Origin of the sequence: Clostridium facile, from assembly GCF_014297275.1 — a bacterium.
Classification (GTDB): Bacteria; Bacillota; Clostridia; order Oscillospirales; family Ruminococcaceae; genus Massilioclostridium; species Massilioclostridium facile.
Map to the genome: position 1 here is coordinate 1,543,106 of NZ_JACOQK010000001.1, position 15,225 is coordinate 1,558,330.

Annotated in this window: 14 protein-coding genes; 3 read left to right on the forward strand and 11 right to left on the reverse strand. The window is 35.5% G+C overall.

Going from position 1 to position 15,225, the window contains the following annotated elements:
- Positions 1–14: 14 nt before the first annotated feature.
- Both H8Z77_RS06400 and H8Z77_RS06405 read left to right on the forward strand, forming a co-directional pair.
- Positions 15–500 (forward strand): YfcE family phosphodiesterase, encoded by a 486-nt coding sequence (locus tag H8Z77_RS06400; RefSeq protein ID WP_069986757.1) that lies wholly within the window; start codon positions 15–17, stop codon positions 498–500.
- Positions 497–1,258 carry a biotin--[acetyl-CoA-carboxylase] ligase gene (locus tag H8Z77_RS06405; protein WP_069986756.1) on the forward strand — a complete coding sequence of 254 codons (762 nt, stop codon included), beginning with the start codon at positions 497–499 and terminating at the stop codon, positions 1,256–1,258. The genes H8Z77_RS06400 and H8Z77_RS06405 overlap by 4 nt, the downstream gene beginning before the upstream one ends.
- Here H8Z77_RS06405 and H8Z77_RS11710 read toward each other — a convergent pair.
- Both H8Z77_RS11710 and H8Z77_RS06415 read right to left on the reverse strand, forming a co-directional pair.
- Positions 1,229–2,305 carry a M23 family metallopeptidase gene (locus H8Z77_RS11710; RefSeq protein ID WP_366471961.1) on the reverse strand — a complete coding sequence of 359 codons (1,077 nt, stop codon included), beginning with the start codon at positions 2,303–2,305 and terminating at the stop codon, positions 1,229–1,231. The two genes, H8Z77_RS06405 and H8Z77_RS11710, sit on opposite strands and share 30 nt — an antisense overlap.
- Before the next feature lie 640 nt (positions 2,306–2,945).
- Positions 2,946–3,599 carry a DUF2238 domain-containing protein gene (locus H8Z77_RS06415; protein ID WP_069986751.1) on the reverse strand — a complete coding sequence of 218 codons (654 nt, stop codon included), beginning with the start codon at positions 3,597–3,599 and terminating at the stop codon, positions 2,946–2,948.
- 152 nt (positions 3,600–3,751) lie between these two features.
- On the opposite strand from H8Z77_RS06415, the gene H8Z77_RS11715 reads away from it, so the two are divergent.
- Complete coding sequence (locus H8Z77_RS11715; RefSeq protein WP_366472178.1) at positions 3,752–4,066, forward strand: DUF2752 domain-containing protein; 315 nt, start codon at positions 3,752–3,754, stop codon at positions 4,064–4,066.
- Positions 4,067–4,069: 3 nt separating this feature from the next.
- Here the strand turns inward: H8Z77_RS11715 and H8Z77_RS06425 are convergent, their stop codons facing one another.
- The 9 genes from H8Z77_RS06425 to H8Z77_RS06465 all read right to left on the reverse strand — a co-directional run bounded on the left by H8Z77_RS06425 (position 4,070) and on the right by H8Z77_RS06465 (position 15,096).
- Positions 4,070–5,977 carry a TIR domain-containing protein gene (locus H8Z77_RS06425; protein ID WP_186996522.1) on the reverse strand — a complete coding sequence of 636 codons (1,908 nt, stop codon included), beginning with the start codon at positions 5,975–5,977 and terminating at the stop codon, positions 4,070–4,072.
- Between the two features lie 169 nt (positions 5,978–6,146).
- Positions 6,147–6,524, reverse strand: coding sequence for a hypothetical protein (locus tag H8Z77_RS06430; protein ID WP_069986745.1), 378 nt, complete (start codon positions 6,522–6,524; stop codon positions 6,147–6,149).
- Positions 6,525–6,725: 201 nt separating this feature from the next.
- Positions 6,726–8,096, reverse strand: coding sequence for a TrkH family potassium uptake protein (locus H8Z77_RS06435; protein WP_186996523.1), 1,371 nt, complete (start codon positions 8,094–8,096; stop codon positions 6,726–6,728).
- A gap of 208 nt (positions 8,097–8,304) precedes the next feature.
- Positions 8,305–9,444: an AraC family transcriptional regulator gene (locus H8Z77_RS06440; RefSeq protein ID WP_186996524.1), complete on the reverse strand. Its 1,140-nt coding sequence runs from the start codon at positions 9,442–9,444 to the stop codon at positions 8,305–8,307.
- Between the two features lie 113 nt (positions 9,445–9,557).
- Positions 9,558–10,490, reverse strand: a complete 933-nt coding sequence (locus H8Z77_RS06445) for a LysR family transcriptional regulator (RefSeq protein ID WP_069986742.1) — start codon at positions 10,488–10,490, stop codon at positions 9,558–9,560.
- Between the two features lie 455 nt (positions 10,491–10,945).
- Positions 10,946–11,377 carry an ACT domain-containing protein gene (locus tag H8Z77_RS06450; RefSeq protein ID WP_069986740.1) on the reverse strand — a complete coding sequence of 144 codons (432 nt, stop codon included), beginning with the start codon at positions 11,375–11,377 and terminating at the stop codon, positions 10,946–10,948.
- A 27-nt stretch (positions 11,378–11,404) separates the two neighbouring features.
- On the reverse strand, positions 11,405–12,019 hold the full coding sequence (locus H8Z77_RS06455) for an indolepyruvate oxidoreductase subunit beta (protein WP_069986738.1): 615 nt from the start codon (positions 12,017–12,019) through the stop codon (positions 11,405–11,407).
- Position 12,020: 1 nt separating this feature from the next.
- Positions 12,021–13,760, reverse strand: coding sequence for an indolepyruvate ferredoxin oxidoreductase subunit alpha (iorA, locus tag H8Z77_RS06460; protein ID WP_186996525.1), 1,740 nt, complete (start codon positions 13,758–13,760; stop codon positions 12,021–12,023).
- Between the two features lie 34 nt (positions 13,761–13,794).
- A complete protein-coding gene (locus tag H8Z77_RS06465) occupies positions 13,795–15,096 on the reverse strand; it encodes a phenylacetate--CoA ligase family protein (protein WP_069986734.1) in 1,302 nt (433 codons plus the stop codon).
- Between the last annotated feature and the right edge of the window lie 129 nt (positions 15,097–15,225).

Consider the following 15,225-nt stretch of genomic DNA (forward strand, 5'->3'; position numbering starts at 1 on the left):
GGAGGTAAAAAGTTATGAGAATAATCGTCATATCCGATTCTCACGGAAACTTTAAACGGTTACACTGGGTCATAAAGCGCCACCTGGATTCTACTGATTTATTCCTACATCTTGGAGATGGTTTGCAGGAGTTAGAGGATATCCGCTGCCTGTATCCGGAACAAAAATTTCTTGCGGTACATGGCAACTGTGACCGCTATTCCGATGAAAAACTAACCCGTACTATTGACTGTAATGGTAATCTTATATTTGCATGCCATGGGGATATTTATGGTGTAAAATCCAATTTGGACAAATTAAAAGCCAAAGCGCGGATGGAAAATGCCTCTATTGCATTATATGGCCATACCCATAAAAACTTTACAGACTATGAAGACGGCTTATATATTATGAACCCTGGCAGCATAACATTGCCACGGAACGGTTTACCCAGCTACGGCGTTATTGATATTACCAAAGCTGGTATCGCCATGCATACAGTGGAGGTGGAACGGTTTTGAAACCATTTTTTGTTGGGCACCGCACCATCTATTTAAAGCAAGTGGATTCTACGAATACCTATTGTAAACAGCGAATGGACCTACTAGAAAATGGCACTGTTGTTTATACTGATTGCCAGACTGGCGGAAAAGGTACCAAAGGAAGGTCTTGGGAGATTGCGCCTGGGGACGCAATTGCTTTTTCCTTTGTACTAAAAAATTGCCAACCGCAGGATTTAAGTTTTTTATCTTTGATTTGTGGCTTAGCTGAAATAGTATTATTTCAAAAATTATCTGTTTCAGATGCTGGAATTAAATGGCCAAATGATATTGTTGTTCACCAAAAAAAGGTCTCCGGTATTCTATGTGAAAGTACAATTGAAGGTTCCTCCATTCATGTGGTTTGTGGGATTGGGATTAACTTGCATCAAACGCAAAACAAATTTGAGCAACAACAGCTTACTTATGCTACTAGCTTATGGTTGGAAACCCAAAAAAACTATACCATGGAAGAAATCTTATCCGGTTATCTGGAGGAATTCAACCAATTGTGGAAACAATACCAAAAATTAGGTTTTGTAGAAGGCATCCTACCACAATATCAAAAGCATTGTATTACACTGGGAAAACAGGTCCGGGTATTATTTCACCAAGTAGAAAAACAAGGCAAAGCGGTTGCTATTTCAGATACTGGCCAATTAATTTGTGAAATTGATGGTAAGCAACAATATATCCATCACGGAGAAGCCTCAATTAGAGGGTTGTGGGGTTATATCTGAACCTTTACGAACATATTCTTCTACTGTTGGGTCAACAAATTCATATTTACGAATATAATCGGATTGCCCTTCTTGCTGTAAGAGGGGCGATTTGTGTTTTTCCAGTAATTTAATAATTTCATAAACATCAATCCAAATCTCATGTTCCCCTTCTTCCTGGGATGGATCAAAAATCAACTGCATGCCAAAATGCAAATGTGGTACTTGCATCCCGTTCACATTCTCTTTCGTGCTATATCCAGTCATTCCAACATAACCAATCAAATCACCGGCTTCCACTAAGGTACCTTCTGTCAAGTCTTGCCGAAAGGGATGGTCTTTTCTCAAGTGAGCGTAGTAGTAATACCGCTTTCCATCTAAACTTCGGATGCCAATTCTCCATCCACCGTATTGGTTCCAACCTATATGGGTAATAATCCCACTTTCTACTGCGACAATTGGCGTTCCAATTGAAGCAAGCAGATCGTTTCCAAGATGCTTTCGTTTATATCCATAGTTTCGGGAATTTCCAAAATCATCATAATGGCTAAAAGAATATCCATATGCAATTGGGGAATATGCCTTTAATCCATATTTTGTTTCCATAATAGGGTTACCAGAAGCATCGGTTTCTCCATTTCCAATTTGATATTCCCCTACCATCCCGCCAAGTACAGCGGTATAAGCTTGTTGATAATAAGAAAAATATTGATAATCAGCTGCTAGTTCTTCTATTTTTACACCTGACTTTAATTTTTCTACTGTTTCCTCCATATCTTTTGCCTTATACTTTTTCCATTCCCCCCAATAACTGGCGGATAAATAAGCAAGCAGATCCACCCAGTCAATTTGGATTTCTTGAGACTGGCTCTCTATATCATAGTTCATTGCTTTTACTAATGCAGAATAAGGGGGATCAAATGTTACCCACTGGATTGGTTTTCCATCTGCTGCCTGCACCAACGACTGGGAAGATGTATATTTCTGAACAGCTCCAATAAAATTGCATCCGATTGCAGCTACTAAGAGAATACAAACCGAACCAAATAATTTCTGTTTCCAATTCACTGGCATCACCCCATATCCAAATTATATGGATGCTACCGAAAAAACAGAACAAAATCCCAGTTGTATTTATGATAAAATTTTATTATAATAAAAACCATACGGAACAAAATATGGTTTAACATGATGTAATAAAAATGATTTATCATACGAAACCTTTTTGGCTGTAAATATACTATTGATGAAAATGAATCATATTTTTCCTATTGGATAAGGTTTAATATTTTATGACCCAAAATAAGAATTGATAAAATAGTAAGTGCAAAATTTCTAAAATAGATATTATTTATTTACAAATAATCCAAGTCATTTAACAATCTATTTATTTGTGTTATTATAGCAGCCATGATCTCCGGCTAAGCCGGAGGCTTGATTAAGCCCTAGAAGGGCATTTTACTGGCGGGCATCTAAAGATGCACTGAACATTCTTTCTCTTGCATCTACTGCTCCACCGCCCGTAAACAGGCACTTATGCTTCTTTCCGAGCTTGATGAACTTGCTAGATTGCTTGTTAGTAGCTCGCTTCGCTCGATATTTGAAGCGAAAGCTTTTTTACGAGGCACCTCCACCGGCATAGCCGGTGGTTTCCCTAATCAATAAAAAACCCATTTACAGCAATGCTGTAAATGGGTAAAAAAATAAATTATTTTCTCTGAATATTCTTAATACAAAAGATTTCAAAGGTTCGCATAAAAAACTCTTTTTTTCCTTTTTGATAATAAAAATACATACAGATAGCCAAAAACAGTGCGCCAATCAAACACACAATCATATCCAGCATCGTATCATTTACACCAGTATTTAACACTTTTTGCGGGTCATTATGCAACACTAAATTAATTGCGTACTCAAAAATTTCCCATACTACCGCAATTAACATAGCAAACGAGACACTAAACACAATTGCTTGTGGTCCATCGGATTTTTGCATTGTTCGATCTGGCTTTAACAGATAATAAAGGCCTAACCCTACCAAGGCAAAAAATACCCCTGATAATGTGTGCACAAATTTATCAAAGCCGGGAAGGGTTGTATAACCATGAAATACCATCCCTATGGTGAAGGCTAAAATGCAAAATAAATCGGATAAAAAAGTTAACGAGTATACTGGTTTTAATCGGAATATCTTGTACACCACAGCAGGGATAAATGCGAACAAAATAGATGCCGCACTTAAAGCTATATAGTATGGTGTAGAATAAAATAGATTGTATATCGTCATCACTAGTCCGAAAAGGATAAAACCAATGGTGAGATATTTGGTCACATGCTGAAAAATTTTTTCTTGTCGTTCCATCATAACACCCCTATTTGAGATTTTTGAAAGGAAGGGATTTTCCATTGACACTTTCCCATAAAACAAAACGTATTTTATGTATCGGTATCTGGACCGTATTGTTCGTTGGCTGGTTTTTATTCCATCACTTCCAATGGTATCCTACCCAATGGATGGGACTATCAGAAGGTTGTATCATAAAAAACACCACTGGATTAGCTTGCTGGTCCTGTGGATTAACCCGTATGTTCGATTGTATCATACAGTTGGATTTATTACAAGCCTTTCGATACAATCCTTACTTTTTCCTATGGATTGTTATAGGGTTATTATTTCTTATTTGGTTTACCATCCATTCTTTTTTCTTTGCAGATAAACCGATTAAAATAAAATTTCACTGGTGGTATGCTGTACTGTTTATGATCAGTTTAATTGCTTTTTTTATTCTCCGAAATACCAGCTGGTATTTACAGTATTTTTACTTTTAGAGATTAAAACCATCCCTCTTTCCAACCAACAGTTTTCAACTGCTTTAAAAAGTCAGGAAATATCGTAGTTTTGATTAAACGGCGGAATGGGAATCTCCGAATTGGCTTTTTTCTTTTTTCTATTGTAATTTCAGTATCCATAGAAGCCCCATATTCCAATAACAGTCGTACCATATTCATATCTTGGGTATAAATAATGGCATCGGATAACATGGTGCATTCATCCACTGTTCCATCTTCATTGTGGCTTTGATACATAAAATTAGGGTTTGCGCCATGTTGTAGCAATAGCTGTACCATCTCTATATTATGTGCATTCCAAATGGCATCGGATAGCAAACTGTATACAGCATACTCATTGTCTTTTTGATATACTCTATATCCATTGGCATCCGCTCCATATTGCAATAGCAACCTTACAATCTCTACATTTGGTTCATTCCAAATAGCATCCCCTAACGGGCTAATATGTACTTCGGCATAATCTGTTGTACAAATTCTCTCTCCATTTGGATTTGCTCCATTTTCTAATAAGACGGCCACCATTTCCACATCTTTTTCTAAAATGGCCCAGGTCAACAACGGATAATGGGCTGTTGGTTCATATATTCTGGATTCTAAAATATCCGGTTGTATCTGTAGAATTGTTTTAATACGATCGTTGTCCTTCATATAAAGGTATGACTGTACAATTTTCAACTGCATTTCATCTTGAAACAGTTCTTTTTCAAATTCTGTCATTTGTGGAGCATACCGTTTCATTTTGGATGCATATGAGTTTAACTCTCCTTGCAAATTTTTATGCCCTTTGCTATGGGTTACAATATATAATCCCAAATATGCTTCAGCACATTTCATATCCATTTTCAATGCGTCTCGAAAAGTTTGTTCTGCGGACTCATTTTTCCCCTGTTCTAAATCCATGAAACCCAATGCCACAATATTTCGCAATTGGTCATTCACCGTATTCTGGACAGATACAGCCTGCTGTACTGTTGCTTGGACAGGTTCCTGTTTGTCGGATAATATCTTTTTTATCCCATGAATTAAATCTTGTATAAATCCTATTTTCCCCATATTCTGGCTTTGGAAATAAGATAGTTCCTCTGGCAAGTCATATGGATCCATATCTCGATAGCATGGAATTAATAACCGATTTTTATCTTTTTTCATCAATTGTAGGTATCTACCCCATTCATTTTTTACCCATACTGCATTATAATACTCTGGCTTTGTTCCCACTACCAGCATTGTTTTTGCACTGTTTAATGCTGCAAAAATATAGGGCTCATATTTTTGTCCCAATTTTCCTTCTAATGTAATCCGTGAGAAAAACACTTTATATCCTTCATTTACCAATTGGTAGTAGATATCCTGGGCTATCACACTGTCCTGCGTCCTTTCTCCTTTCTCATCCGTTTCTTTATAACAAATAAATACATCATATGGATCTTCCTGCTGTGATATCGCCAGCATCCCTTTCTGGATTTCCGCTATCCGATTCCCTTCTTTTTCATATAACGAACGGGTTATCCCTTCTGAATACTGTAATGCCGCCTGATAATCAGCATCATTCATGATCAGGTCATAGCTCATTCTGTGAAAAGTTGGTATTCTCTCATGGCTGGTTGGGTCTTCTACATATTCAATCCCATATCTGCTCAATGCTAAGCACCAATGAGCTTCCGCATTAGTAGGATTCTGCTCTATGATACGTTCATATACTTGGTAGGCACGATCGAATTCTCCATTCCTTCTAAAATGATTTCCGCGATTAAACTGGTTGGCCTGTTGTTCGCTATCTATTTTTGGTAAAGTCATGGTGGTTCCACAGTATTCACAGGTTCCAAATCCTTGGTTTCCTTCTACTTGGATATCTCCTCCACACATTTTACATTTTAAAATCTCCATTATTTTTCCTCCTGAGCTAAATAAAGTTTCAATTTATGCCATCATTATTATATTATTTTCCATTATTTAATATATCTATTTTTCTATCTATTGTCAATAATATGGCTTCAATTTCCGACATAATAAAAGACCTGTAGTAATTTACTACAGGTCTTTATCTAATTCCTCATTATTGAATAAATGGACTATAGAAAGAATAATTATAGTACCATCCAGAAGTATCCAAGATACCAATATAAACTAAAATAACCAAAAATACCATTGCAATAGATAAAACCAATGCAATAATATTGGTGATTAATCCGGCAATTGCAACTCCATTCGAATTTTCTTTTTTCCCTAACATCCCCAAAATAATACCAATAATAGAGCATATTAATGAAATCCAAGGGAAAACACAACAAGTAATTACCAATAATGCATCTGAAATGATTCCCAACACTAAAGAGGCGATTGATTTTCCACTGGATTTACGTGGCGGTTGAGGTGGATAGTATGGTGGCATATTGGGATTTGGGTAAGGTGGTTGTGAAAAACCGTTTTGCATATTTCATTCTCCTTTTATTACCAAATAATATGTTATTCTTCCGTTATATTTGGATTATTTTTTCTATTTTCTAATTATCTATCATTATATCGGAATATTTGTTAATTGTCAACAAATTATTATAAAAATCAATCTAATTAATCAAAAAACTGCTTAAATCCAAAAAAATTTCGGGATTTAAGCAGTTTTATACAATAGAAGTTACCCTACCATCACTTTTCCTTCTGGTAAAGTCATATTTTTACCTTTAGAACCATAGGTACTATTTAATGTTAAAATAAATGAAATGGGTCCTACCCTTCCAATATACATCAATAAAATTAAAACAATTTTAGATGGTGCTGAAAGATTTCCAGAACCAATTGCACTTAATCCAGTGGTAGAAAAGGCTGATGTAGTCTCAAATAATAAATTTAATCCACTTTGATCACTATCGAAAATCATTAATAATATTGTAGAAATAGTCAATAGCATAATAGAAAAAAACACCAAAGCAATCGCTTTATAAATGGTGGAACGCCCTACACGGCGCTTAAATGTCGTGGTGTCCTCAAACCCCCTCATCACACTGTATACTGTCATTAACAATACAAATAGAGTAGATGTTTTTACACCACCCCCTGTACCACCTGGGGACGCTCCAATAAACATCAATACACAGGTTAGCATTTTAGTTAAAGGGACAGCCTCGCCATAATTAATTACATTAAATCCTGCTGTACGGGCGGTTGTAGAACTGAAAAACGAATTCACAGCTTTTTCCCACAATGGTTTTCCACTTAAGGTATGATTATATTCTAAAATAAAAATTAATACAGTTCCTATCAATAATAATAGCCCTGTCGTAATTAACACTATCTTAGAATGTAACATTAAGTTATGCACTTTTTCATGGTGCTTTCTAGAAGTAAAAATATCATGGAAAACAATAAAACCTAAGCCACCCACGATAATTAAAGCCGCTAATACTAACTGCACAAACCAATCGTCCGCTATTACTGTTAAATTAGCTCCAGGCTCTAATTGTCCTAACAAATCAAAACCAGCATTACAATAAGCTGAAACCGCCATAAAGACAGAAACAAAAATACCTTCTAATCCAAACATGGGAATAAAACGGAACATTAATAAAATAGCGCCAATGCCTTCACATAAAAGGGTTACACGAATAATGGTATTCATAACACTTTGAATCCCATCTAAGCTGCCAAAATTCATATGTTCCCCAGCTATCCGCAAATCACGTAGCCCTAATTTTCCACGGATAGAAAGAGTAAAAAATGTCGTAAAACTTACTAACCCTAATCCACCCAACTGGATGAGTACCAAAATAACCCCTTGCCCAAATGGTGTCCACTGGGTAAACGTATCATATACAACTAATCCTGTTACACAAGTAGCTGAAGTTGCAGTGAATAAGCAGTTTAAAGGAGAAGTAACCGTTCCCGCTTTTGAAGATATGGGAAGGGTTAATAAAATTGTTCCTACAAGAATAATTAATAAAAAACTAAAACAAATAATCCGTACTGGAGCAATTGTATGACGATTGCGCTTAGGCGTTAAATCCAGCAAAGTATTCATCTCCATTGTATTGATTCTATTCTCTTAGCAAGACTTTCAAAGAACGTCTAAAAGTATACCACAATCCAAACCGTTTCACAATATCATTTTAATGTTTTCTTGTCATATTTTTATATTTTTTTAATTATATAACAATAATACAAAAAAGTTAATATTATAGTATCCCCTACATCTTTAAATCAAACAACAAAAGATGTTTTTATTCTGCTTTATTATTTTGTATTATAATTTCATCTAATTGCTTCCGATATTGTTTTGGAGTAATATGAAATTCTTTTTTAAAAGTTGCATCAAAACTACTTCGGTATTCATATCCTACTGTCATAGCGATATGATCAATAGATAAATCAGTATTTGCAAGCATTTCTTTTGCCTTTTTCAAACATAACTCATTTTTAATTTTTAAAAAACGTTTTCCAGTATACTGTAATAATAACTCGGAAATATAATGGGAGGAATAATGAAAATGCTCTGATAAATCCTGTAATGTCACTGAAGTATAGTTTTCTTTCATATATCCAAGAATATCGCATAAACTCAATTTATCTTTTGCTTTTATTGTAATTTGCTGTTCATATAAGCGGGATAGTTCCACCAATAAACAGCAAAACAAATACAACATAATGGTTTGAGATGCCTTTTCTTGTTGCAGATATTCCTTTAAAATCTGACTTAAATAAATTTCTGACATAGAATCTGGTTCTAATTGAAACGACATATAATCGGCTGTTGTTTCTTCCCCAAAAACATCATTTACAAAAAAATGATAAAAACAATTATCCGGTTTCAATAACTCCATTAGTGTATGAGAAAAACTAGAGCTCCGCACTAATATATTAATTAAATTGGTACTATTATCATGCAATACGATGCTATGAGGTAGTTTTGTATTTAAAATCCAAATAGATCCTGGTTGAAGTTCTATCTCCCGATCTCCTAAACAACAGGTACATCCTCCTGAATATAGATAAAACATCTCAAAAAATTCATGGTTATGTTGATGTAATTTTGCACCCTGTATCCGTTTTTGTAGTGGTTTTTTAGCTGTATTTAAAGGAAAAATTTTTTCACATAAAAAATCTAAATAGACTGTAATATTTTCCTGTGGATCAAAACATACCTCTTCTAACATGGTATGCTCTTTATTTATCAACTGATTTTTATGTTTCTTTTTATATTGTTTCATCCGTTGGATATTTCGAATCATATGGATTGGATTTTCTCTCAGCTGATAAATTATTGGCTCCATAATTTTTATAATGTTGGATGCCATATTCTTTCTCTCCTTTTTTCTTCTCTTTGGATCAAAAGTAGTACTATTATCTTCTATATTGATCAAAATACCGTTATTTATTTTTCATAATAGCATTATTTCCCATATAAATCAATATCTTTTCTAAAATCACAAAATATTGTAACAACCATCATAAAAAATGATACATGATAATTTTTTTACCAGAGTTTCTTCATTTTTTCGTTTAATTGTTGAAAAATATAGTGTTGTAACTTTTCAATATAGGATAAGGCAATTTTACTCAATCCAATATTTTTATGTACAATATATCCTACTGTCATTCTTTCTTCAACATTAAGTGGTACAGATACAATATCCTTTCCATTTAAATCCTCGCTTAAAATACCAGTAGAAATGGTATAACCATTTAATCCAATCAATAAATTAAATAAAGTTGCTCGATCACTCACCATAATATTTTTAGGATGACATACATTACTAAGCAATTCTTCCGAATAATAAGCAGAATTATACTGTCCTTGTTCAAACGAAAGGCATGGATATTCTTGTAAATCTTTTAATGTCACCTGACGATTTTGTGCCAGTGGATTGTTTTTACTAATAAATACATGGGCTTTTGCCTCGAAAAGGGGATGAAATACCAAACCACTTTCCCGCAAGTTTTTTTTAATAACTTTTTGGTTAAAGCTGCTCAAGAAGAGTACTCCTATTTCACTGCGAAATTCTTTCACATCCTCAATAATTTCATGTGTTTTGGTTTCACGTAAAGTAAATTCATATTCATTGTGATTGTACTCTTTTACCAGATTGACAAAAGCGTTGACTGAAAAAGCATAGTGTTGGGTGGATACTGAAAAGATTCGGCGGGAAGGTTTTTTTGTATGGTATCTACTTTCTAAAAGGTCAACTTGTTCTACAACTTGGCGGGCATATGCTAAAAATTCTACTCCGTCATTTGTCAATGAAATTCCTCGGTTTGTCCGTAAAAATATTTCAATCCCCAATTCTTGTTCCAATTCTTTTACTGTCATGGACAGGCTGGGCTGTGTAAGAAACAATTTTTCAGAGGCTGCACTCATCGAGCCACTATTTACAATTTCAATAATATACCGTAGTTGTTGCAATGTCATCGTTATTTCCTCTTGTACAATATACTTAAGTTATTCCAAAATTTTTGAGAAACCGTTCAAACTAACCTTTTTCCATTTTTTCTTGATCGATAATCATAATTGGTTAAAAATCATGATATTTCAATTTTGCATTTAGTATATATTCCTATACTAAAACAGTTGTAAAAAACATAAAATTGAATAAAACCATGTTAGCAAACATGAACAATTAAAAATATAGCAATTTCCTTTGTTTTATCCGAAAAACAGAGACTTAATTCTATCAAAATTCACTGTCATTGGTAAAACATCTATATTTTAGGCAATATAATCTTTCGTTTTGCTATTGTCTCAATTTTTTAATACCAAAATTATTTTCCATCTGTTCTACAAACCAATTTCTTTTATAAAAGATAAATAAAATACCTATTGTATAATTTGTTACAATTACACAATAGGCGTTTTGTTATTTCATATTATAAATGATATATTTCATCTGTGCTTAACACAACCGCATTATTATTTTGTAGTACTTGAATCCCTTTTTCTAAATTATCCATTTTCATGATAACATAAGCCGTACCATTGTGCGTTCCTGTAAATGCATACATATAGTCCACATTCACATCATTCTCAGAAAGCGACGCCAATACTTTGGTAAACGTACCTGGTTTATCCTGGATTCCCACTGCAAGCACGTTGGTAATTGCTACTGTATAACCGGCATCCCGAATCACCTTCTCGGCTTGATCAGGATTATCTACAATTACCCGTAAAATACCATAATCACTGGTATCTGCCAAGGAAACGGCTCTAATATCAATTCCTGCTTTTGCAATGGTATCCGTAATTTCTACCAGACGACCTACTTTATTTTCCAAAAAAACGGAAATCTGCTTAATATACATGGACAAACCTCCTTTTATTGTATTGAATTATTTTTCATAAGCAAGTTCAAAAGCTTTTAAGTTTAATTCACAAAATTTTTCTGGTACAGTTTCTTTAATAGCTTGTTCCCATTGTTCTTTTGTAAATTGAGAATTTTTTGCCAGTGTACCAATTAAAGCTACATTAACAGCTTTTGGATTACCCGCTTCCATCGCAGTAGAAAAAGCATCTACATCAATCACATTTGCCCCTGAGGCTTTTAGTTTATCCAATAAATTCTCCGGATAAACAGCAGCGCCAGTAATGACAGGCATTGGATCAATCTGCTGGGTGTTCACAATCAGTTTTCCACCTTTTTTTAAGTAAGGCAGATAACGTGCTGCTTCCAATAATTCAAATGCTAGGATATAGTCCGCTTCCCCTTTTTCAATCACCGGGGAATACACTTCTTTTCCATATTTTACATAGGTCACAACCGAACCACCACGCTGGCTCATCCCATGCACTTCGGATACCTTTACATCATATCCATTTTGTTGGATGACATTTCCCAATAAACGGCTAGCCAATAAAGTGCCTTGACCACCCACTCCAACAATCATAATACTTTTTACATCGCTTTTATTTTCATATTCCACACCCAAGTTGAACCTTGTACTCATATTAGTTCTCCTCCTTTGTTTTGATTGCACCAAATTTACACAGGCTGATGCATTCGCCACAACCTACACATTGGGTACCGTCAATTTGGACTTTGCCATTATGTAAACTCATAGCAGGGCATCCAATTCTCATACAGGATTTACATGCAATACATTTTTCTGTATCAATATGGAATGGAGGATTATGTTTTACATTTTTTAACAATGCACATGGACGGCGTGAAATAATTACGGTTGGTTCATCTAACGCAATATCTGTTTTAATTGCTTGATAGGTCGCTTCAATATCATATGGATCTACAACAGTAACCCGTTTAATTCCAATTGCTTTTACCAGAGCTTCCAGATCTACAGCAGAAGTTGGATCACCTTTAATTGTATAGCCTGTTGTTGGATTTTGCTGGTGTCCTGTCATACCAGTAATCGAGTTATCCATAATAATCGTAACGGTATTCCCTTGGTTATAAGCCACATCAATTAAGCCGGTAATACCAGAATGAATAAAGGTGGAGTCGCCAATAACTGCAACTGTTGCCTTTCCTTTTTCTGGACCAACTCCCTTACAATAACCATGGGCACCTGAAACAGACGCACCCATACAGACACAAGCATCAATTGCCTGTAATGGAGCTGCTGCACCTAATGTATAACAGCCGATATCTCCGCTTACAAATACATTCAATCGTTTTAAAGCATAGAATACGCCCCTATGTGGACATCCAGCGCACATTACAGGTGGACGACCTGGTATTTCCGTATCAATATGATAACACTCTGGTTCAATGCCCAAAATCGCTTTTTTAATAGTAGCCTGGGAGTACTCCCCACAGAAAGAAAACGCTTCTTTTCCAATAACGGGAATACCATATTTTTTACAATGGCTTTCAATAAAGTCATCCAGTTCTTCCATAACAAAAACCTGATCGCACTTTGCCACAAAGTCTTTAATTAACTGTACTGGCATTGGATATGCCATACCCAGTTTCAAATAGTTTACCTTGTCTCCCAGCGCCTCTTTGGCATATGGATAGCAGGAACCTGCTGTAATTACACCAATTTTACTATTGTTGTCCTCTACACGGTTCATTTCCGCTGTTTCCGCATAAGCACGAAGGTCAGCAGTACGTTGTTCTACAATTGGGTGTTTCCGAATTGCCATTGCCGGCATCATTACATTCTTTTGGATATTTTTCTCATATGGTCTATCTGGTAATTCTACCCGATCGTTTAACTCACATAAACTTCTGGAATGGGATACCCTGGTAGATAACCGTAACAATACTGGTGTATCAAACTTTTCGGATAATTCAAAACCCAATTTGGTAAACAGCAAACATTCTGCGGAGTTGGAAGGCTCCAACATAGGAACTTTAGAGCCCTTTGCATGGTTGCGGCTGTCCTGTTCATTTTGAGAAGAGTGCATACCTGGGTCATCCGCTACCGCAATTACTACTCCGGCGTTTACGCCAATATAAGATAAAGTATATAATGGGTCAGCGGCAACATTTAAACCAACGTGTTTCATTGCTGTAAAAGAGCGTTTTCCGGCCAAAGAGGCACCAATGGCTACTTCTAAAGCAACTTTCTCGTTCGAAGCCCATTCACAGTACATTTCATCATAAGTAGCTGCAAATTCAGTAATCTCAGTACTAGGGGTACCAGGATAACTGGAAATTACAGATACGCCTGCTTCATATAAACCACGGGCAACCGCTTCATTTCCTAAAAGCAATTGTTTCATCCTTAGATTCCTCCAATTTATCAATATGGTTGTTTTATTCTACTTGATCTCTTAAATCAACAATACGTTTTGCTTTCCCTTCAAAGCGTTCCAAAGTTTTTGGTTGAACCAAAGAAACTTTTACATCCAAACGCAATACTTCACGCAATTTTGCGTTAATTCTTGCCTGTAAATCTTCCAAAGCCTTGAAATTTTCCAATAAAGATCCATCAATTAATTCTACTTTAATTTCCAAAGTATCACGATATTTTGCATCACGACGGATGATCAACTGATAATGGCCACCAATTTCAGCCATCCCCACAAGAACGCTTTCAATTTGAGATGGAAATACATTGACTCCTTTAATCACCATCATATCATCCGAACGGCCTTTTACTTTTTCCATACGTACATGGGTCCTACCACATGGGCACGCATCATAATGCAAACGGGTAATATCTTTGGTGCGATAACGGATCATTGGCATCCCTTCTTTGGTCAAAGTAGTTACTACCAATTCTCCTTCTTCGCCTCTATCCTTAACTTCCAATGTATCGCTGTTGATGATTTCAGGGAGGAAGTGGTCTTCCGCAAAATGCATCCCAGTTTTTTCAATACAGTCACCGGCAACACCTGGACCATTTAATTCTGTTAAACCATAGTTGTCAGTCGCAAACAAATGGAAATTCTTTTCAATTTTATGTGCCATCTCTGGGGTACATCCTTCGGAACCAAATAAACCAATTCTCAAGGCATCTAATTTTGCTCCGGTTTCTTTTGCAACCTCACTCATATACATCGCATAAGAAGGTGTTGCAACTAAACCAGTTACTCCTAAATCTTCCATTAACATCAGCTGACGTTTGGTATTTCCGGAAGAAGCTGGAATCACATCACATCCAATTTTTTCTAGACCATAATGCAATCCCAAGGCTCCAGTGAACAATCCATAACCAAAAGCGATTTGGATAATATCATCCGATGTTACTCCAACCGCTACCGCCAAACGAGCTACCTGGTTTGCCCAGTTTTCCAGGTCATTTCTGGTATACAAACCAACTGTTGGTTTTCCAGTTGTCCCACTAGATGCGTGGGTACGTACAATTTTATTTTTTGGCGCTGCGCAAAGTCCATACGGATAATTGTCACGTAAATCTGCTTTTGTGGTAAATGGCAGATATTTTACATCAGCTAGGCTTTTTATTTTTTCTGAAGTTACCCCCGCTGCTTCAAATTTTTTATGATAGAATTCTACATTTCTATCGGCATAGTCAACCACCCATTTTAATCGTTCCAGTTGTAATTCTTCCAACTGGTTACGAGGCATGGTTTCAATATCTTTTTCCCAAAACATATTAAGTCTCCTCAAATATACAATATCTTTAATAATTTTAACATGTTTGTAGGCTAAAATCAACAAAATGATACATGTTTCTTTATTTTCACAAGTAGCAGAACTGCTATTTGTGAAAATTGTATAGAT

Excerpts from the sequence above, each read along its gene's own strand:
- H8Z77_RS06400 (WP_069986757.1), top strand. The coding sequence starts at position 15 with ATGAGAATAATCGTCATATCCGATTCTCACGGAAACTTTAAACGGTTA.
- H8Z77_RS06415 (WP_069986751.1), bottom strand. The coding sequence starts at position 3,599 with ATGGAACGACAAGAAAAAATTTTTCAGCATGTGACCAAATATCTCACC.
- H8Z77_RS11715 (WP_366472178.1), top strand. The coding sequence starts at position 3,752 with ATGGGACTATCAGAAGGTTGTATCATAAAAAACACCACTGGATTAGCT.
- H8Z77_RS06425 (WP_186996522.1), bottom strand. The coding sequence starts at position 5,977 with ATGGAGATTTTAAAATGTAAAATGTGTGGAGGAGATATCCAAGTAGAA.
- H8Z77_RS06430 (WP_069986745.1), bottom strand. The coding sequence starts at position 6,524 with ATGCAAAACGGTTTTTCACAACCACCTTACCCAAATCCCAATATGCCA.
- H8Z77_RS06445 (WP_069986742.1), bottom strand. The coding sequence starts at position 10,490 with ATGACATTGCAACAACTACGGTATATTATTGAAATTGTAAATAGTGGC.
- H8Z77_RS06450 (WP_069986740.1), bottom strand. The coding sequence starts at position 11,377 with ATGTATATTAAGCAGATTTCCGTTTTTTTGGAAAATAAAGTAGGTCGT.
- H8Z77_RS06455 (WP_069986738.1), bottom strand. The coding sequence starts at position 12,019 with ATGAGTACAAGGTTCAACTTGGGTGTGGAATATGAAAATAAAAGCGAT.
- iorA (WP_186996525.1), bottom strand. The coding sequence starts at position 13,760 with ATGAAACAATTGCTTTTAGGAAATGAAGCGGTTGCCCGTGGTTTATAT.
- H8Z77_RS06465 (WP_069986734.1), bottom strand. The coding sequence starts at position 15,096 with ATGTTTTGGGAAAAAGATATTGAAACCATGCCTCGTAACCAGTTGGAA.